The 19,658-nt window shown below is 59.1% G+C and carries 19 protein-coding genes and 2 pseudogenes; 2 read left to right on the forward strand and 19 right to left on the reverse strand.

Annotation, left to right across the window (positions count from 1 at the left end; translation table 11 throughout):
* Nucleotides 1–2 precede the first annotated feature (2 nt).
* The 12 genes from V5F23_RS13550 to V5F23_RS13605 form a co-directional block, all read right to left on the reverse strand.
* Nucleotides 3–764 (reverse strand): ATP-binding cassette domain-containing protein, encoded by a 762-nt coding sequence (locus V5F23_RS13550; protein ID WP_047738544.1) that lies wholly within the window; start codon nt 762–764, stop codon nt 3–5.
* Nucleotides 765–810: 46 nt separating this feature from the next.
* Nucleotides 811–1,521, reverse strand: a complete 711-nt coding sequence (locus tag V5F23_RS13555; protein WP_042731168.1) for an ABC transporter permease — start codon at nt 1,519–1,521, stop codon at nt 811–813.
* On the reverse strand, nt 1,518–2,246 hold the full coding sequence (locus V5F23_RS13560) for an ABC transporter permease (protein ID WP_042731169.1): 729 nt from the start codon (nt 2,244–2,246) through the stop codon (nt 1,518–1,520). Before V5F23_RS13560 ends, V5F23_RS13555 begins: the two co-directional genes overlap by 4 nt.
* A gap of 52 nt (nt 2,247–2,298) precedes the next feature.
* Entirely contained in the window at nt 2,299–3,081 is a 783-nt protein-coding gene (locus tag V5F23_RS13565) for a transporter substrate-binding domain-containing protein (RefSeq protein ID WP_338498754.1), read from the reverse strand.
* Between the two features lie 174 nt (nt 3,082–3,255).
* Nucleotides 3,256–3,573 carry a multidrug efflux SMR transporter gene (locus tag V5F23_RS13570; protein ID WP_042731166.1) on the reverse strand — a complete coding sequence of 106 codons (318 nt, stop codon included), beginning with the start codon at nt 3,571–3,573 and terminating at the stop codon, nt 3,256–3,258.
* Between the two features lie 140 nt (nt 3,574–3,713).
* The gene (locus V5F23_RS13575; RefSeq protein WP_047738546.1) at nt 3,714–4,916 is read right to left on the reverse strand and encodes an aminotransferase class I/II-fold pyridoxal phosphate-dependent enzyme; all 1,203 of its coding nucleotides are present in this window, start codon (nt 4,914–4,916) and stop codon (nt 3,714–3,716) included.
* Nucleotides 4,917–4,962: 46 nt separating this feature from the next.
* Nucleotides 4,963–6,381: an aldehyde dehydrogenase family protein gene (locus V5F23_RS13580; RefSeq protein ID WP_042731164.1), complete on the reverse strand. Its 1,419-nt coding sequence runs from the start codon at nt 6,379–6,381 to the stop codon at nt 4,963–4,965.
* The gene (locus tag V5F23_RS13585) at nt 6,378–7,433 is read right to left on the reverse strand and encodes a homoserine dehydrogenase (protein ID WP_042731163.1); all 1,056 of its coding nucleotides are present in this window, start codon (nt 7,431–7,433) and stop codon (nt 6,378–6,380) included. The genes V5F23_RS13580 and V5F23_RS13585 overlap by 4 nt, the downstream gene beginning before the upstream one ends.
* A gap of 117 nt (nt 7,434–7,550) precedes the next feature.
* Nucleotides 7,551–7,988: an Lrp/AsnC family transcriptional regulator gene (locus V5F23_RS13590; RefSeq protein WP_042731162.1), complete on the reverse strand. Its 438-nt coding sequence runs from the start codon at nt 7,986–7,988 to the stop codon at nt 7,551–7,553.
* Between the two features lie 14 nt (nt 7,989–8,002).
* Nucleotides 8,003–9,376 carry a pyridoxal-phosphate dependent enzyme gene (locus V5F23_RS13595; protein WP_042731161.1) on the reverse strand — a complete coding sequence of 458 codons (1,374 nt, stop codon included), beginning with the start codon at nt 9,374–9,376 and terminating at the stop codon, nt 8,003–8,005.
* 220 nt (nt 9,377–9,596) lie between these two features.
* Nucleotides 9,597–10,490, reverse strand: coding sequence for a dihydrodipicolinate synthase family protein (locus tag V5F23_RS13600; RefSeq protein ID WP_042731160.1), 894 nt, complete (start codon nt 10,488–10,490; stop codon nt 9,597–9,599).
* A 15-nt stretch (nt 10,491–10,505) separates the two neighbouring features.
* Nucleotides 10,506–11,201: a B3/4 domain-containing protein gene (locus V5F23_RS13605; protein ID WP_042731159.1), complete on the reverse strand. Its 696-nt coding sequence runs from the start codon at nt 11,199–11,201 to the stop codon at nt 10,506–10,508.
* A gap of 159 nt (nt 11,202–11,360) precedes the next feature.
* Between V5F23_RS13605 and V5F23_RS13610 the strand changes: the two genes are divergently transcribed.
* Nucleotides 11,361–11,963: a helix-turn-helix domain-containing protein gene (locus V5F23_RS13610; RefSeq protein WP_042731158.1), complete on the forward strand. Its 603-nt coding sequence runs from the start codon at nt 11,361–11,363 to the stop codon at nt 11,961–11,963.
* A gap of 133 nt (nt 11,964–12,096) precedes the next feature.
* A pseudogene (locus V5F23_RS13615) lies at nt 12,097–12,183 on the forward strand (AraC family transcriptional regulator); the annotation flags it as partial.
* A gap of 818 nt (nt 12,184–13,001) precedes the next feature.
* Here the strand turns inward: V5F23_RS13615 and dmeF are convergent.
* The 7 genes and pseudogenes from dmeF to V5F23_RS13650 form a co-directional block, all read right to left on the reverse strand.
* A complete protein-coding gene (gene dmeF / locus V5F23_RS13620) occupies nt 13,002–13,964 on the reverse strand; it encodes a CDF family Co(II)/Ni(II) efflux transporter DmeF (RefSeq protein ID WP_338498755.1) in 963 nt (320 codons plus the stop codon).
* Nucleotides 13,965–13,972: 8 nt separating this feature from the next.
* Nucleotides 13,973–14,248, reverse strand: a complete 276-nt coding sequence (locus V5F23_RS13625; RefSeq protein WP_053144531.1) for a metal/formaldehyde-sensitive transcriptional repressor — start codon at nt 14,246–14,248, stop codon at nt 13,973–13,975.
* 125 nt (nt 14,249–14,373) lie between these two features.
* The gene (locus V5F23_RS13630; protein ID WP_338498759.1) at nt 14,374–15,153 is read right to left on the reverse strand and encodes a hypothetical protein; all 780 of its coding nucleotides are present in this window, start codon (nt 15,151–15,153) and stop codon (nt 14,374–14,376) included.
* Nucleotides 15,154–15,295: 142 nt separating this feature from the next.
* A complete protein-coding gene (locus tag V5F23_RS13635) occupies nt 15,296–15,715 on the reverse strand; it encodes a group 1 truncated hemoglobin (RefSeq protein WP_212803810.1) in 420 nt (139 codons plus the stop codon).
* Entirely contained in the window at nt 15,715–16,578 is an 864-nt protein-coding gene (locus tag V5F23_RS13640; RefSeq protein ID WP_042732176.1) for a DUF3034 family protein, read from the reverse strand. The genes V5F23_RS13635 and V5F23_RS13640 overlap by 1 nt, the downstream gene beginning before the upstream one ends.
* A gap of 5 nt (nt 16,579–16,583) precedes the next feature.
* Nucleotides 16,584–18,940, reverse strand: a pseudogene (locus tag V5F23_RS13645) (EAL domain-containing protein).
* Entirely contained in the window at nt 18,924–19,601 is a 678-nt protein-coding gene (locus tag V5F23_RS13650) for a methylamine utilization protein (RefSeq protein WP_052497402.1), read from the reverse strand. The pseudogene V5F23_RS13645 and the gene V5F23_RS13650 overlap by 17 nt, the downstream one beginning before the upstream one ends.
* Between the last annotated feature and the right edge of the window lie 57 nt (nt 19,602–19,658).

Genomic DNA, 19,658 nt, shown 5'->3' on the forward strand with positions numbered 1-19,658 from the left:
TTTCACTTCAACCCATTGGACAAGAATTGCTGCAGGCGCTCGCTTCGAGGGTTATCCAGGATTTCAGGCCCGCCCTGCTCTTCCACGAGCCCCTGGTGGAGAAACAGCAACTGGTTGGAGACCTTTCGCGCAAAGCCCATTTCATGGGTCACCATGATCATCGTCCGGCCCTCTTCAGCCAGCCCCTGGATGACTTTCAACACCTCGCCCACGACCTCGGGGTCGAGTGCCGATGTGGGCTCGTCGAACAACATGACCTCAGGTTCCATGGCGAGGGCCCGGGCGATCGCCACCCGTTGTTGCTGCCCTCCGGAAAGAAATGCCGGGAACTGATCGGCGACCCGGGCCGGCAGTCCGACTTTCTCCAGGTACCGGCGGGCCCGCTCTTGCGCGTCTTTCTTGCTGACCCCCAGCACCCGCCGCGGGGCAATGGTGATGTTGTCCAGCACGGTCATGTGCCCCCACAGGTTGAAATGCTGGAACACCATGGCCAGGCGCGTGCGCAGTTGTTGCAGTTCGCGATCGTCCTGCACCTGCAAGCCCGCCGGGCCCTTGATCATGCGGATCGGCTTGCCGTCCAGGCTCATGGTTCCGTCATTGGGGGTTTCGAGAAAGTTGATACAGCGCAGGAACGTGCTCTTTCCCGAACCACTGGCGCCGATCAAGCTGATGACATCACCCGTCTTGGCTTGCAGGGAAACGCCCTTGAGCACTTCATGGTTACCGTAGTGTTTGTACAGACCTTCAACCGTCAATTTGTACATGTTCGCAATCATCCTCTAACGCGGATTGGGATTGGCCCTATCGGGCTCAGTGAGTCGGCCCTAAAAAAGCCAGCCAATGACGTTCGGCCATTCTGAACACGCCAACCAATGCAAAAGTCACCGCCAGGTAAATCGCTGCAGCCATCCCAAACGATTGAAAGGTCAGGAAAGTCGCCGAGTTTGCATCACGGGCGACTTTGAGAATGTCTGGCACCGTTGCGGTGAAGGCCACGGTTGTCGAATGAAGCATCAGGATCACTTCGTTGCTGTAGTACGGCAGTGAACGACGCAAGGCGCACGGCATGATCACGAATGCATAGAGTTTCCAACCTGAGAGGCCATACGCTTTTGCCGCTTCAATTTCTCCATGGGGGATGTTGCGAATGGCGCCGGCGAATATCTCCGTGGTGTAGGCGCAGGTGTTAAGGGCGAAGGCCAGAATGGTGCAGTTCATCGCGTCACGGAAAAACGCGTCCAGCAGTGGCTGGGACCGTATGGCCGCCAGGCTATAGACCCCGGTGTAGCAGATCAGCAGTTGGATATAGAGCGGCGTACCCCTGAACAGGTAGGTGTAGAACTGCACCGGCCAACGTACGTAGAACCTGGGCGATACACGAGCGATGGACAGAGGGATCGAGGCGATAAAGCCAATGAGCAATGAAGCGCTGAGCAGCCACAATGTCATGGCCAGGCCGGTCACCTGCTGGCCATCGCTGTAGACGAAAGGCTTCCAGTACTCTTGCAGTAACTCGATCATCGTACCGCCTCCCGTGAACCCGCCGCGTAGTGCCTTTCGAGAATGCGCAGGATGACATTGGAAACGCTGGTGATGACCAGGTACGTGAGGGCGGCCAGCACCAGGAAAAAGAACAGCTGATAAGTACTCTTTCCCGCATCCTGGGCCGCTTTCACCAAGTCAGCCAGGCCGATGATCGAGACCAGTGCTGTGGCTTTAAGGATCACCATCCAGTTATTGCCAAGTCCCGGTAGGGCGAACCGCATCATTTGCGGGAACACTACGAAGCGAAAGCGCTGCGCACGACTCAAGCCATAGGCTGTCGCCGCTTCGACCTGCCCACGGGGTACCGCCAGCATGGCACCGCGAAAAGTTTCGGTGAAATAAGCGCCGTAGATAAACCCGAGGGTGATGATCCCGGCGACGAAGGGATTGATTTCGATGTACTCCCAATCCAGCGCCCCTGTGATGACGGTCAGCCAGGTTTGCAGGCTGTAGAAAATCAGCAGCATCAGGACCAGGTCCGGGACCCCACGGATCAGTGTGGTGTAGAGCTGCGCCGGCAAACGCAGCAGCTTGAGGCCGGAAAGCTTGGCGCCGGCCCCCATCAGCCCGAGCAATACGCTGAGCGCCAAGGAAGACAGGGACAACTTGACGGTCATCCAGGCGCCGTCCAGCAGCAAGGGGCCGAACCCCTGCAAACTGAATGCGGAGAGCCCGAGTGCGCCTAACAGTGTTTCGAACATGATCAACAACCTATCGCGAGGAACGCCCATCCGGCGGACGGGCGCCGGGTGGTTATTTGCCGCTGTAAAGATTCAGGTCGCCAAAATGCTGCTTTTGGATCGAATCGTAGGTGCCGTCTTCATGCAGGGCCTGGATCGCCTTGTCCAGCATGGCCTTGAGTGCTGAGTTGCCTTTGACGATGCCGATAGCCGTCTTGGATGGCAGGTAAGGGCTCTCCACGGGCGGGCTCATTTCGTAATCGGCGCCCTGGGGCGAGTTGATAAAGCCCAACTGTGCTTGCAGCGAATCCTGCAGGGAGGCGTCCAGCCGTCCTGCTACCAGGTCGTAATACACCTGGTCCTGATTTTGATAGGACTGGATTTTTACGCCTGCCTTGTCCAGCACAGCCTTGGCGTAGGCTTCCTGGATGCTGCCTTGAAAGTAGCCCACCCGCTTGCCTTTGAGTGACGCGACGTCCGCGCTCAGCCCTGAACCTTTCTTGAACACATAGGACGTGAACCCGGAGAACAGTTCGCTGGAAAAATCGATGGCTTTTTCCCGGGTGGGTGTCACGGTCATGGAAGACAGGATGCCGTCGAACTTGCCGGCCCTGAGACCTGGAATCAAACCATCAAAATCGCTTTCCACCCAGATGCACTTGACTGAGAGCTTTGCGCAGATCGCGTTACCCAAGTCAATATCGAAGCCTTTAAGGCTGCCATCAGCAGCCTTGGACTCAAACGGCGCGTAGTTGGCATCCACGCCGAAACGCAGGGTGGAGTATTCTTTGGCCGAAGCGCTGCCTGCACACACAGCCAGGCATATCAACAAAGAAAGTTTCTTTAGCGAGATCATACGTAATTCCCTAGATATTGTAGTTGGATTAAGGGCAGTGAACAGCGGACAACCTGACAGCGAGCAGCACATTGTTAGTAGGGCACTTCAGTGCTTCAATTCAAACGTTACCTGACTGCGACGACTTTACGAATATGGCAAAGTGAACGTAATTACGAGCAAAATGCTCGCGTTTCAGGCAGACACCAGTTTCATCAACAACAGCCCGCCGACGATCAGGACTGCCGCCAGGATCCGTAGCAGCGTGACGGGCTCCCCCATGAAAAAGATGCCCGCAGCGAAGGCGCCGACCGCACCGATACCGGTCCAGATCATGTAAGCGGTGCCCAGCGGCAAGCTCTTCATCGAAAACGACAGCAGCGCGAAACTGGTGATGACCGTGATGAATGTGATGACCGAGGGAACTAACCGCGTAAACCCCTCGGATTGTTTCATCGAAAAAGCCCAGACCACTTCCAATAAACCGGCAATGAACAAACTGACCCAAGCCATGAATAATTCCCAAGCCAATGGCAAACCCCGTCGTTCGCTTGAGCGACAACTACTAGGCTGACCTTGTTAAAAAGACCCCCGCGAGCACGGGGGTAAAAGACGGGTTGACCAAACCCTGTTACATGCCAACAGTCGTTACATCACTTGAACGTTGCGTCCAACGCGAATGTGATGTCCTTGATCAAGTCTTCTGGATCTTCCAGGCCCACCGAAAAACGCAAGTGACCATACTTGCGAAACTCCTCGGGATACTTGTCAAAGCCGCCCCGCCCTTCTGCCCCCACATGCACGATCAGCGATTCGTCATGTCCCAGTGAAACGGCCGAGGTGATAATGCGCAGGTTCGAAACAAAGCGGTTCTGGGTGTCAGGGTCGCCCTCTACCGCAAAAGCCATTACCGCCCCATAGCCCTTGCCCTCGAATTGCCGGCGTGCCAACTCGTGTTGCGGGTGGGACGGCAAGCCTGGGTAGTAGACGTAGGCAATCCGATCATCGTTGTCCAGGAATTGAGCCAGCTTTTCGGCGGTGCTCAACAGTTGCTTGAGGCGCAATGGCAACGTGACGGAGCCGCGCATGATCATCCAGGCATTGAACGGCGAAATAGTCGCGCCCAGGTCAACCAACGCATCATTCTTAATCTTGTTGATCAACTGATGGGAGCCGATCACTACCCCACCCATGGCATCGCCATGGCCGTTGATGTACTTGGTCAATGAATGAACGACGAAGTCGACACCGTGCTCGCTCGCCCGAAAAAATGGCGGAGGCGTGAACGTGGCGTCCACCGAGATGAGTGCGCCGTGCGCATGGGCAATGTCGGCCAATGCCGCAATGTCCGCCACCTTGGTGGTGGGATTGGCGATGGTTTCAGTATGGATCAACCGGGTGTTGGGCCGAATGGCCCCACGAACCGATTCCAGGTCACCGACATCCACGAACGTTGCTTCAATGCCGTAGCGCTCAGGCAGAAGCTCGGCGAAAAGCTTCCAGACCGCCTGGTAGGTAATGTCACTGACAATCACATGATCGCCACTTTTCAAGAACGAGAAAAACACCGAGTGCAACGCCGCGACACCGGTGGCGAACACCACGGCGTTTTCACAGCCCTCAAGGGCGGCCAGTTTTTTCTCCAGGCAGACCTGGTTGTGGCCTTGGTTGCGGGTGTACACGAGACCATCGGGGCTCGACCAGTCCATGGTCGCCGGGTCCTCCGGCAACAGGTAGGAGTTGGCCATGACCAATGGCGTGCGGACCGCGCCGCTGGTGGCATCGGCGACATTCCCGCCGTGAACGGCCAATGTCGCTGCAGACAGGGTCGAGAGATTGTGCTTGTCGGGGCGCATGTCGATTCCTTTATTGTTGTGTGTCGTGCTCAAGCCGAAGAGCGGCCTAGCGGCCACCGGCATCGTTGATGCAAACCACCTTGGGCTGCGTCATGTCTTCATAGGCGAAACGTACGCCCTCACGGCCCATGCTGCCGTACTTGAACCCTCCAAACGGCATTGCATCGAAGCGATAGTCGGAAGAGTCATTAATCATCACGCCACCGGCTTCAAGTCGCTTGGCAGCGGTCATCGCCACATTCAGATTGCTGGTGAAAATCCCGGCATGCAGGCTGTACTCGGGTTCGTTGGCCAGCGCCAACGCCTCATCCAAAGACGCGACGCGCTGCAGGATGACCACCGGGCTGAATACCTCTTCGCACCACAACCGGCATTGGCGGTCGACGCCCTCCAGCACCGTGGGCGAGTAAAGTGAGGCCCTGCGCGTGTTGCCGAACAACAGGGTGGCACCTTGGGCAATGGCGTCATTGACCACCTCTTCGGTGCGCTTGGCAGATGCCTCGGTGATCATCGGCCCGACATCGGTTTGCTCATCGGCCGGGTTGCCCACGATCAGCTCTCGGGTCTTTTCGACGAAGCGTGTTTTGAAAGCTTCATAGAGTGGGGCCTCGATGAGGATTCGCTGGGTCCCTATGCAGTTTTGACCGGCGGCCCAGAAAGCCCCCGATACGCAAGCATCGACCGTCTCAGTCAGTGCACAATCGGCCATTACGATGACCGGTGCGTTGCCCCCGAGGTCCATGGCCAGTTTCTTCAGGCCGGCGGTACGCGAGATCTGCTCACCGGTGACAAAGCCCCCCGTGAACGACACCATGCGCACGGCGCGATGGGCGACCAAGGCCTTGGCCAGCGCGGCGCCACCGGTAGCGACCGTCACCACGACCCGCGGCAGGCCCGCGTCGACAAGGCATTCCACCAGCTTGATCGCCGATAACGGCGTGAGCTCCGACGGCTTGAGAACAACTGCATTGCCACCGGCAATGGCGGGCCCCAGTTTATGTGCGACCAGGTTCAGCGGGTCGTTGTAGGGCGTGATTGCAAGAATTACCCCCAGTGGTTCGCGAGTGAACCAGCCCTGGCGCGATTCGGAGCCGACATAAGCGTCGAAAGGTACGACTTCACCGGCATTGCGCTTGGCTTCTTCGGCTGACAGCTTCAACGTGTTGACGCAGCGCAGCACTTCTTTTCGTGCCTGTTTCAGGGTCTTGCCTGACTCCGCGACGATGAGTTGGGCAAAAGCGTCCTTGTCACGCTCGACCGCATGCGCGGCCTTTTCCAGGATGCTCGCGCGTTCATGGCGGGCAAGGTTTTTGGCCACTGAAGCACCCAGGAGAGCCGTGTCGACAATCGTAGTGGCCGAGGAGGCAGGCATGTCCGTCACTTCTCCCACGGTGCTGCCGTCGAACGGGTTGAACACCGTTATGGCCTTGTAATCAGCAGCGAGCGAAAGACTCAAGCTATTCATGATGACTTACCTGACGCTGTCTTGTGGTTGTGGATGCTCACGATATCGGCGAGCAAGGCGAAGGCGGTTTCAACACGACCGGCCCCCGCCCCCACCACCGTGACGGGACCCAGAAGGGTCGTGGCGAAGGTGATTGCGTTGGTGGCGCCACTGACTGCACTGAGCGCATCATCGGCGGGCAGTAACTGGGGGCTCACGGAAGCTGAAATCGAGCCGTCGGCCTGTTTTTCCGCGCTGCCGATCAATTTCCAACGGGCATTCACCTTGGCCGCCTCAGCGATGTTCCCGGCGGTGATCTGCGAGATGCCTTTGCACACAACATCGTTAGGCTTGAGCTGGGCGCCCAACAGTTCGTTGGCCAGGATGGCAACCTTCAGGCGCACATCGTGCCCTTCCACATCGGCTGTTGGGTCGGCTTCGGCATAACCCAGCGCCTGGGCCTGAGCGACCGCACCGCAAAAGTCCAACCCGTTTTCCATGCTGGAGAGCACGAAGTTGGACGTACCGTTGAGGATCCCCTTGAACCCAGTGATTTGCGAGCCGGCGAGTAACTCCTTGGCCAATCGGATGACCGGGGTTCCGCTCATGACAGCCCCTTCGAACTCGAACCGGGCACCGGTACTTTGAGCCAATGCTTTCAAGCTTTGCGCATGAAGCGCCACGGGGCCTTTATTCGTGGTCACGACGCTGACGCCTTTTTCCAGGGACCAGCGGCAGAACGTGGTGGCAGGCTCCCCGTCCACAGGATTGGTGAAGGTTGCCTCAGCGACAATGTCCGCACCCGAAAAGCGGATCACGGTTTCGTTTGCCGGTTCGGCGTTACCACCTGGCAACGTGGCGAAACTGCCTTTGACAGCCGGCACGGCAGCCAACGCCTGTGCATCCAGGCCGTCTTTGTCGATGATCGAACCCAGGTAAAGGTCGCTGACACCGACAACCTTCAACGTGAAGCCCAGTTCATCTGCCCAACGTGAGTTCCTATCGGCAATAAGTTGAGTCAAGGCGCGATTAACGCCACCAAAGCCAAGCAAGGCTACTTTATATTCAGTCACGACAGGGTTCTCATTGTTATGATGTGGTGCTGAAATGGTAATCCAGTGATTTAACTTTACGAATATGGCAAATAGAACGTTGTCGCGAGCAAATTGCTCGCATCACCGTGCAACTTGCTATTTGGCGCTGGACAAGACGAAAGAGGTGACGGTGTTCAAGACGCCAGGAAGTGCCGATATCTCTGCCCATACTTTGTGAATGCGATCGGCGTTGATTGCTTCGACGGTTAATACCAAGTCCCAATCACCACTCATGACATTGCAGGAAATAACTTCCGGCATGGACACTACACAGCGAACCACTTCAGCATCACGCATGCGTTCTTTACGGTAGACGAAGATGAGTGCCTTGATAGGCCCGGTATCGTTAGAAGGCATGCCTTTGACGATGGTGTACCCTCTGACATAACCATCGCGCTCCAGGCGTTCTATTCGCAACCTGACGGCGTTTCTGGATAAGTTGACCTTCATGGCAATGTCGTTATGAGACAGTCGTGCATTACGGGTCAATGCTTCCAGGATTTTTTCATCCACCTTATCTAAAACACGTTTCATCTCTGGCTCCGACGTTATAACAAGTGAGACTCCGTGTCTTTGGATAAGACCCCGACCCACTCAGCCAGCGCCCTACTGTCATTAGCGATGCAAAGGCAGTCTGGTTCAGGTGCCGACGAGCCTGCTGCATCCTCCTGGCGGCCGTGGTCCGAGGGATGGGTCGTTGCCAGGCAGATCATGGGGATGAGCAGGCTGCGCCTGCTCACCCGGGCGGCGTGCAAGCCGACAGCGGTATTGGCGCTGATCCGATACCCGTTCTGCGCAAACAACTCATGAATGCAAGTCAATGCATCGGCGTCGTCCACGGCCAGCGAATCGAACAACTTTCGTGCGCCCAACCATTCATCCTGTTCCAACTGGACCGCGCCGCTGCCCTCCAACAATTCCATGTTCCGAACGACTTTTTCTGTGCATCGATTGAGCATGCTCCATTGCAAGCGCTCAAAGTTCGAAGCCAGTGAAACATTCATGCTGGGTGTGTTGGTGGTGCGGATTTCACTGCGGCTGTAGAGGTTTGACTGCAGGAAGTGGTGCAGGCCGGCGTTGGCGTTAGTGGCAACAACCAACTGCCGTATGGGCAGCCCCATTTCCTTGGCCATATAACCGGCGTATAGCGCGCCAGAATTTGCCGTGGGTACACTGAATGCGACTTCTCGCTTAGGCGCACCGAGTTGTAGCGCGGAATAAAAATAGAACGACAGATGCGCCAGTACGCGAACCCAGTTCACAGAGTTGAACGAAATGATCGGCCGCTTTGAATCGTGACGTTGGCGGAAGAATTGTTCGCACAAGCGATGACAATCGGAGTAGTCCCCGTCAACCGCTATATTGACCACATTTTCCGCACTCGCACTCAGTAACCGACGACGATGGGCTGGGGTTATTCCTTTCAAGGGGTGCAGCACCAAGAGAGTGACACCCTTGATGCCCGAAAAAGCTTTTATAGCCGAAGCGCCCGTGTCCCCGCCTGTACAACCTAGAACCAACGCCTCCCTTGAACTCTTCAGTAACTCGTGCTGAACAAAACGCGACATTAACTGGAGCCCAAGGTCTTGATAGACACCGGCAGGGCCATGGAACAATTCCAGTACCCACTCGTTGCTTGCTGTCTGGTGCAGCGGTGCAACGGCGTTGCTTTTAAAGCCGCCAAACGTCTCTTCAAGCAGATGAGACAGTTGTCCTTGCTCAATCCAGTCCCCGACAAAGGGCGCAATCACGTGTCGAGCCAACTCATGAAAGGGCAACCATTCTAGCCGGGTGAGCGCTTCCTTTTTGAAGCGGGGTACCTTGCGCGGCACGTACAAGCCACCGTCCGGTGCGTACGAGCCCATCAGCACTTCGCTGAATTCGAATGTTCTTCCAGGCGTCCGCGTGCTGACGTATTTCATGATCCAAGACACCCTCAAGCCATCTGTGAGCTACCAGCCCGCAAGGGGGCGGCGCTCGGCTGGAATTCATTGCGGCGGTTTCTACGCCTCCTGTCCAGCTTCAGTCTACCGACTATAAAAGTCAATATACTGACCTGACAATATTCCAAGTGGTTGGGACTGCTGGCATAAGCGCTGCTGCCTCCCACCGCGAGAAGGAGGCAGGAGAACAGTGCGATGTTCAGCTCAATTCAAGCGCGTCGATCACGGCGGCAATTTGATCGCGCCCTTCCCCGGTAACAGTCCGTAGTGGCAGCGGGACACTCGGAAAGCAGGTAAGGCCGCGAAGCTCCGCCGCTGTCGCAATCACGCGAAAGCTGCCGCCAAATTGGCGGAACAACGCCCAAAGCGGCTTCAAGGCGTCAGAAAGGCGTGTAGCTTCATCGGCGTCACCTGACAACGCCGCTCGCGTGATTGCCAACGCCGTATGGGGAAACAGACCTCCCATAACGGAGTACCAGGCATCGCAGCCAGCATTCATGCCCACGGCGGCGAACACATCACCGCTGACTCCGATCGTCACATGACTTGGAATCAGCTCACGCAGGCGCTCAACGCGCGCGCAGGCCAGGTCGGGCGACTCGGGAACGCCCGGGATTTTGATCGACCCGACATTTGGCAGCGCTGCGATGCGTCCATGCAGCTCGTCGGTAAATTCGAAATGGGTGGTCCCCGGATTATCATAGACACACAGCGGGACCGAGATATTGGCCGTGACCGTTTCGTATAGCGAGAACACGTCGTCCTGAGACAGTTTCTGGTAAGAAACAGGGGGCAGCAGCAAGGCTTTGACGCCCACCTTCTGTGCCTCTTCTGCCAGCGCCAGAACCTCGCGTGTGCGCAGCGCCCCGATGCTCACCATGACCGGCACATCCTCGGCCGCCTCCACTGCCAGATGCGCAATGCGAGTGCGTTCGGCTCGAGAAAGATACGCGTAGCCTCCCGTGGATCCGAGGGCTGCGATGGTGTCGACTTTCGCCCGCGCCAGTTGTTGCACGAGCCCCATGAACGCTTTTTCGTCCACGCCCTGCTCATTCATGGGGGTCAAGGGAAACGCACCAAGGCCAGTAAACATCTTCGTCATCCTCGATTATCTGGCCCCAGGACCAATCAATGAGCTTTCGATCAGGACGCCTGGCATCATTTGCTCCAGGCCTTCGATCAACTTGTCGCCCGCTTGCGTCAAGGCTTCGAGCGGCATCGCCGGCAAACTCTCCAGAATGAACCACATGGACGTGGCGTCCGCGCCCAGACGCGTCCTGACACCTTGCCGCCAGTTCCAGCGACGGCAGGTGACGCCTTTGTCATCGCACCAGACAACCTCGCCTGCGTCTGGATACTCGAAGGCCGGTGCGCCCTCTTTCATCGTGTCGAAGGGCTCGCTGCCATCGGCGATCACCAGCCGTGGAGCGCCAACATAGGCCTCTATGTTTTCCCCGCCCACAGGGATGGCGTATTCGATACTGATGGCGTTGTAGAGATCGACGATAGGGTCCAGGCTCGGCAAGCTACCGTCGCGTAGAACCCGCTTGCGCAATGCTTCGGCGGAACACGGCGTGCGCTGCGGCTTGGCACCGAACTTTCGGAATGTGTCGGCCCAAGCATTCAGGTGGGCTTCTCCCCAGCCGGGTCCACCTGCCAGCACTGCCTTGCAGGCACGTTCCAGGGCTGCCCGGGCAACCTCGGGATGAGTCAGAGGCGCAGCTTGCACGACGATGCTCAGCGCCCTGAATTGCGGAGCCAGTTCTGCAACGGCTTGATCGATTAACGGCAGTACAGACAGCATCAAAACCTCCAGCACCTTAAATGTCAGTTCATGCTAGTCAGCGACGACCGTCAAAGTCAATATAATGACCAATATCATCCACTATAAAGGGCGGGCTGATTGACGGCACCGTTGGTAAGGGCTGAGAATTCCAGCTCATTTTTCTCATGACGCTCATCAATGACCACCAATACCAGCCTGTCGACTACCCCGGGTGCTGATGCTCAAGCCGTCAGCCTGGCCGTCGCCCGCACACTCAAGCAAGCACGCAAGGCGCAAAGGATCACGCTGGATGAGCTTTCACGGCGCTCAGGCGTGAGCAAAGGCATGGTCGTCGAAATAGAGAAATGCACGGCGAACCCCAGTATCGGGATCCTCTGCAAAATCGCAGCCGCGCTGGGGCTGTCCGTAGCCGATATCGTCAATGTGACCGAAGCCCCCTCTGCCCATGTCATCGACAGCCAGGACATCCCCACCCTCTGGACCGGCGAGTTGGGTGGCACGGCGCGGCTGCTGGCGGGCACTTCCGGCCCCAACATGATCGAGCTGTGGCGCTGGGAAATGCACCCAGGCGAATCCTTCACCTCACCTGGGCACCCCCAGGGCACACTTGAGCTGTTTCATGTGGAGAAGGGAACGCTGAAATGCGTGATCGGAGAAACAGAACTCATCATCCCGGCGGGGAGTTCGGCGGTGGCTAAAACCGACGTCCCTCATGCCTACTCCAACGCAGGCAAATCCAGGCTGGTGTTCACCATGTCCGTGGCGGAGATACACCAGTAGCTTGAAGAGCGCTGCACCGAGCAGGCTGGATGTCGTCCCCTTTCCCGGCTAGGGTCCGCTGGCGATGTACACTCCCGCCCCCCCTGTCTCCACGCTGGCGACTGGGCCTCGGGTTCCTTTTGACCGACGAATTTTTACCGATCAAAGCCACCTGACCCGGCAATTCAAGCAGGCGTTCGGGATCGGCCCTGGTGCCTATCGGTCCGCCCTGTTGCGCTGATACCCCGGCCCGCTCTCCGTTAAAAAAGACTAGTTCTGACAGTTCCTGTCCTGTCCTTCGCAATCGCGTAATCGCCGCCGCCCCCATGCGGCAGCGTTGCCTGGGGATTCTTGTACAAGAAGCTCATTTTTGTAAAACCGACCAGCGGTCTTGTCAAAAAGACCCTATCTAGAGCGCCCAGTAAAAACAACGGCACCGATGGCAGCACCAGCGATATGGTTTTCCAGGGCGAGGCCAGCACCCTGTGGCAAGCCCGATACAGCGCCGAGCCGTTCAACGGTTTTACCTTCGAAGAAGTCTCCTCGCTGGACGAGTTGATTGCCGGTGCCGGCGTCGTCGAAGGTGCGACGCCGGTCTGGGCTTTTGCTGGTCTCGGCTTGCTCGGGGTGGGCGGTACCGCGGCCGCGGCCGGCGCGGTCGCCAGTGGCGGTGGTGGCGGCAACGGCGCGACGGTCGATACGACGGCGCCTGACGCACCCACAGGGCTGGCACTGAGCAGTGACGGGTTGACGCTGAGCGGCCTGGGGGAAGCCGGGAGCCTGCTCACCATACGTGATGCACTGGGCAACCTACTGGGCACCGGGACGGTTGGCACTGATGGCCGGTTCGAGGTGGTACTGAGCAGCCCGCAGACCAATGGCCAGACCCTTGAGGTCGTCTTGACCGATGCGGCCGGCAACGTTTCGGCTCCCGGCACAGTGACCGCCAGCGACAACGCTCATCCAAAATTAATTTGCAAAAACTATGATTGGATCCAAAGTGAACAGACAGATGGCGAGCGGCAATGCCAAGGCAACGCCGCTCAAGACCTGACGGGGCTAGTTCTCCACCGCCCGGTACTCCACCGTAAGATGAGTCACTTCATGTACCGCGCTCAACGCCGCCCGTACATCCTCCGCGGAAAACGCTCGCGGGCCCTGCACGCTGACGATGGCTGCACGCGCTTGCGGCCCCACCTGCCACACGTGCAGGTCGGTGATCTGGAGCCGGCCGGCTTGATCAAGCAGCGCGCGGATTTCTTCGGCGACGTGCTCATCCGTCTTGTCCAGCAACACCGCCGCAGTGTCTTTCATCAGCGACCACGCCCAGCGGGCAATGACCAGTGCCCCGACAATGCCCATGAGCGGGTCGAGCCATACCCAGCCCAGAAACCGGCCGGCCAGCAGCGCCACGATGGCCATGACCGACGTGACCGCGTCGGCGAGCACGTGGACATAGGCGGAGCGCAGGTTGTTGTCCTGGCCATGGCCATGGGCGTGTCCGTGTCCGTGTCCGTGTCCGTGATGAGCATGAGCATGGGCATGGGCATGATCATGGGAATGACCGTGGTCATGCCCGCCTCCACCCAGCAGCAAGGCGCTGACGATGTTCACGATCAGCCCGATGACCGCGACCAGGATCGCCATCGTGAACTGCACCTGGGACGGCTCGAAAAGCCGAATCACCGATTCGACCCCGATGCCCAACGAGATCAAGCCGAGGATCAACGCCGAGGCGAATCCTCCCAGGTCACCCACCTTGCCCGTGCCGAAACTGTAGGCGGGGCTCTGCGAATGCTTGCGGGCGTACGCGTACGCGGCCGCCGCGATGCCCAGCGCGCCGGCATGGGTGGCCATGTGGAAACCGTCGGCCAGGAGCGCCATCGAGCCGGTGATGTATCCGGCGGCAATCTCCCCTACCATCATCACCACCGTGAGTGTCACCACCCACAATGTGCGCTTGGCATTGGCGTCGTGGGCGGCGCCCAGGAAGTTGTGGCTATGAACGGAATGAGTGCTCAATGCAGTCCTCACTTTGAATACCGATGGATGGCTTCGAGCAGTTCCTCTACGCCCTGTGCCCGCTCCTGATCGGTCAGGCCAGGCTTGGCGACATGCTCCCGGGCATGGTCCTCGATGATTTCGTCGAGCAAACCGTTCATCGCGCCACGCGTCGCCGCCACCAGATGCAATGTCTTGGCGCAGTCGGCGCCACCCTCCAGTGCACGCTCGATCGCCTGCACCTGCCCGGCGATGCGCTTCACACGCTTGAGCAGCTGTTCTTTGCCTGCTTGTGTATGCGCCATAGCATACCCCCCTACCCTATATTGGCGGCAAGCATATCACAGCAGCACGTCCCAACGACAAGGGCCCTTAGGGGCCCTGTCTACTTGAACTCGGATGGCTCTGGTCTATTGCCGTGGGCCCGGGTCTACAACCCCGCCGCCTGGGCAATCTGCAACCGCCAGTTTTCCGCTTCCTGCCAGTCGTTGCCGAATGACCAGGTGGTCCAGCACGGCGTGCCGGCACCGATCTGGAACTGAATCTGCAGGGTAAAGGTGTGGTGGGTCGTGCTGGAGGTGTAGGTGGTGGAGTCTGACGTGCCCCTGCCGATCTCGCCGCCAAAGTGCGTGCTGCTGACCCGACGCTCGCTGTGGGTGGTATGGGTGTTGGAGGTGTGGACGGTCTGGACTTTCTCATCGACCCGCACTTGGCGAACCACTTGCGGCGCATCGATCAGCGCATGTTGGTAGCCGGACTCCTCTGCATAGAGATAGAGCACGCCGGTTTCCGGAAACAACCCGAGCATGTTTTCCCCGCGGGAGATCCAGCGATACGGCCCCAGTGCCTGTTCGGCGAGGAAGTCCGTGCAGGTCTTGTGCAGGACGACGCCGACATTGTCTTGAACGCGTTTGAGTTCGCGGCTTTCCTGGCGCCAGAACAGCGCCAGCGGCAGGCTGAAGACCCAGGTCACGCACCAGAGCAGCCCCGCGAGAATCGGACCGCCGATGTAGTGCCCCTGCCCCACCCATTTGATCAGGAAGTACCCGCAGACCAGCCCCTGAACGATCATGAACGGCTTGAGCACCACGCGCTTGCGCTGCGCCAGGCGTGCTTCGGCGGGTGGTATCAGTTGGCGGGCCTGTTCAACGCTTGCCGAAAGTGGGACGTGGGTGATTTCAGGGCGGGTAGCGATTTCGCCATGGGACATGTGGAAGGTTCCTGTGACTGCCGTGTCAGCGCCGGAGTGGCGTAAAACGCGCACTATAGCGGCTACCGGGCAGGCTGCCCATGCAGACGGCAATCAAAATATCGAACAGGCCCTCGCCTGCTGATGTCATGGCGCCGGTTCATCACTTTTCGATGACGTCGCCGCGCATCGGTGCCAGGCGCTTGATCAGGCGATTCTGCACGGGCACCGGTATGCGTTGCTCATCCATCGCAGCGATCAGGTCCTCGACCAGGGCATTGAAGTCACTGCGACTGACCTTTTGTCCCTTATGACTTTCGGCCATGGTGTCGCCGGTATAGGTGCAGGGGCCGCCCGCCTCCACGCAAAACTGTTCGATCAGTTTGTCGCGCAACCGCTGGATATCGATTCTGCGAAAGCGCTCCACGATACGGTCATCACGGGCGATGTTCAGCAACATGCCCTCGACGATCGCGGTAATTCCCGGCTGGCCGCCGAGGTTTTGATAGAGGCTGTCGTCCTTGGGCAAGGGTTGTGTGCACGCACCCAGCAGCACGATGATCATCAGCAGGACCCCACGCATCAGAAGCCCCCCTGAATGGACAAGTACAAGCCGTTCTGGCGATCGAGCGTCGCGATTTCACCCAGTCGCGCGTAGGCCAGTACCATTGATACGTGTTTGTTGGGGAAGTACCCCACAAATAGATCAGACCAGTCACTCTCCCCGCTGAAGGACAGGTTGTCCGGTTTCTGGCGATACTCGATACCCAAGGCCCAGCGCGGATTGAGCAACACGGCCAGCGAGCCTTCCTTCAGCACGCTGCGGGTATCGCGACGATCGCCGCCGAACCCCAATAGCCCCAGTTCGTTGGCGCGGCTGTAGCGCAGGCTGCCGTTGACCAGCAGGTTGTAGCCAAACGCCGCGCCCATGAATAGCCGACTCGCAGCCAGGTAGCCCTCGGTGTCGCTGTCGCGCCGGGCGCCCACCAGGCTGGGGATGAGAAAATCGTTCTGGTGCTTGTATTGCAGGCCGACGGAGACCTGCGGCAAGGTGTCATAGATCACGTCACCGAACAGGCGCACCTTGATGGCGTAGATGTCCTGGTCGAGATGGTCGTCCGGTAGGTTCAGCTTGTTCACCAGCGACCCCAGGTCGAAACGTTGCCGGGCAAAGGACAGCTCCACCCGGTTGTCATAGGCCACGGCCAACCCCGCCACATCCAGCCGATAATCCGGCAGGTTGACAGAGGTCGCGAACGCGGTCGCGCCCCACTCGTTCTGTTCACCGTACCCGGCCAGCATCGCCCAGGGCGTGATCCCGCCGCCCGCGGCACCTTCCAGGCTGCTGGCGCCGCCTGTCGCGATCAAGCGCCCGCCATCGGCGCAAACGTGTTGGAAGGCCAAGGCCATGCAGCAGCCGATCGACAGGAAAAAACGTGAAGCCATCATGTTCAATGAACCAGCGCTGTACGGATATTCAAAGGCAACGCCACCCAGGCCGCGAAGGCTGCGGCGCTGAGCGGCGGGCTGATCAGGTAACCCTGCGCTGTATCGCAATGCCAGCGCTCGAGTAACCGAAGGCTGTGGGCATATTCGACGCCCTCAGCCACCACCTTGAGCCCCAGGTTGTGGCTCATCTCGATCGTCGAGCGCACGATCACCGCATCTTCACTGGCCTCGTCCAGGTCGCGGACAAAAGACTGGTCGATCTTGAGCTCTTGCACCGGCAATCGCTTGAGGTGCGCCAAGGACGAATAGCCAGTGCCGAAATCATCCACCGACAGGCTGATGCCGCAATCGCGCAGCAGATGAAGGTTCTTCAAGGCCCGCTCGGGTTCGCGCATGACCGCGCTTTCCGTGACTTCGAACACCAGCTGTTCGGCTGGCAACCGGTGAGTGCGTAACAACACCGCGACCCGGTTGGGCAACTCATCGCTGATCAGGTCCTCGGCGCAGATGTTCAACGACAGTTCCAGGCACAGGCCCCGTTCATTCCACTCGGCCAGTTGACGCATGCCCTCGTTGATCACCCAATAGGTCAGGGCCTGGATACTGCCGGTGCGCTCTGCCAACGGGATGAACTCGCCAGGCGAGATCGAGCCCAGTTGGGGATGGTGCCAGCGCAGCAAGGCTTCGGCCTGGCGCACGTGATGTTTGAGGATGTCCAGCTTGGGCTGGTAATGCAGGACCAGCTCACCGTTGTTCGCCGCATGGCGCAGGTCACGAATCAACGTGATTTGACGACGGTGCGCCAGGTCGCGCCCGTGCTGGTAAACCTGCAGATGCCCTGGCATCTGAGCCGCATCCTTCATCGCGATCGATGCGCGCTCCAGCAGGCTTTGGGCGTTTTCGCCATCCACCGGGTACGCCGCGATCCCGAGGCGGCAATCCAAGGCCAAATGATGGCCGTTGATTTGCTGGGGCTTGAGCAGCAACTGCTGCAGTTGGTCGGCGATAGCCACCGCCGCGTCGCTGTCCATCCCGTCGAGCAGGATCAGAAATTCCTCGGCGATCAGGTGCGCCACGGTGTCGCCAGGTTGCAACAGGGCCTGGATGCGCTGCCGGTTTGACGAAGCAACCGGTCAACCGTCTCGGGGTCCACTGTTTCGTTGATGCCGCGCAGGTTCTCGATGCCCAGGAAGATCAATGCCATCGGCCGTTTTGCGCTGATCGCACTGCCCAGGCGCTCCATGGCCAGTGCCCGGTTGGGCAAGTCGGTGACCGGGTCATGCAACGCATTGTGGGCCAGTTGTTGCTCACGCTCGGCAATGCCTCTTTGCATGGCGTTGACGGCGCTGGCCAACAAGCCGAGTTCATCGGCGCGCGGCAATACCACGGGGGTCTGGTAATCGCCCTGCCCGATGCGCTCCGCCGCCAAGGCCAGCGACTTGACCGGCCGCGACACCCCCCGGGCCAACAGCAAGGCACCGACCAGCGAGGCGATCAGCGCCATCAGGCTAATCACCAGGATTTTTTCATCCAGCGGCGCGAAGGCCTGCATGGCTGCGTCAAGCGGGCTTTGCAGCAAGGCGATCACTTGCCCATCGTACTCACCCGAACCGTCGGCCAGCGTCAGTAACTGGCTGAGGTAGTTGTGATTCAGGTGTTCCGTCGGCATGGCCCCGCTGCGGATGGACGAGCCGAGCATCAAGCGGGATATTGGCCCGTGCAATACCTCTGGCTGAGTGCTGACCAGCCCCCCTGGTTGTTGCCGATCGACGGCAAGAAACGACACTTGCAGGTTGGTGAGTGAGCGCAGTTCACGGGCAAAGGCCTCGTCCATGCTGAACCCCATCACCACCCTGGCCACCGGCAGAGGCGCGAGCACGGGCGTTTCCACCAACAAATGCGGCTTGCCCTGCAACGGCACGATCACCATGGCCTGGCGCGTACGTTGTGCCAGGCGCAGCGCGCCGTCGTACTGGAACAGCGATCCATCGGGCGTATGGTCAAGGGTACTGGCGAGTATCGTGCCATCCATGCTCAGCAGGATCATGTCGCTGGCATTGATCCGCTTGCCATGGTTGATCAGCACTGAACGGATGGTTGCCGCGTCCCGGCTGGCCACCGCTTCGCGAAAGCCGAAGTCGGCCGCCAACAGCTGCACGCCATCGGCTAGGCGCCGCCCCTGGACTTCCATCAGCCGTTCGAAGATGCGCGTGCCGACGTCCAGTTGTGCGTCGGCCTGCCCTCGCACGGCCGTGCGGGTCGCCGCATTGACGCTGAAATACAACAAGCCGATCACCAGCAGCGACAGCAAGATCATCACTGCCGCGACTTGCGCCTGAAAACTATTGCGCAGTTTCACGAGTGGCTCGCTTGAAGGCATCACCGAAGGCACTGGTCGCGGGCGCCATCTGTTCAGGTAACGGTTCGAGTGTCAGCGTGTAGTGCTGCTGGAGTCCGCTGGCAGGAAGTTTCAGCGTGCCGGCATCGATCGGCTGCATCCCTTTGAGCTGCGGGTGCCAGAGGGTCACGTGGTATTCACCGACCGCGAGCTTGTCCAGCGTCACGTTGCCTTGAGCATCGCTGACGGCAAAGAACGGATCGTCGGTGACGAAGACGTAGCCCAGCATGCGGTCGTGGATGTTGCAGCCCAGGACCACCACGCCAGGCTTGTCGAACAGGACCGGCTCGGAGGGCGTGCCCTCGTACAGACGCAGCTCGAAACGCTTGGCGGGTGAAAACGAGTAGACCTGGTGGCGGATGTTGTCGCTGTTGGGAAACTTGATCAGGGAGCCGGTGTGCACTGCCAGTACGTGAGGCGCAAACTGTTGGTTGCGCTGGTCCATGCTGGCGGCCAAGTCAGTTGAGGGCCTATCGATAGGGCCTTTGAGGGTAATGACCGCATCGGGTAACCGCTTGCCCGTGCCCTCGAGAATCTCGACATCAAGCTTCGCCACACCCGCCCACCCGACCGGGGCAGCAAGCAGCAATAGCAAGGCGAAAAGGGAGATTTTTTTGGCCATGCCAATTCCACTGAAAACGATGGGTGAAGGATCTGGGTGACACACCCCTCACGGCGG

Origin of the sequence: Pseudomonas sp. WP18 (assembly GCF_036689585.1) — a bacterium.
GTDB classification, from domain to species: domain Bacteria; phylum Pseudomonadota; class Gammaproteobacteria; order Pseudomonadales; family Pseudomonadaceae; genus Aquipseudomonas; species Aquipseudomonas chlororaphis_E.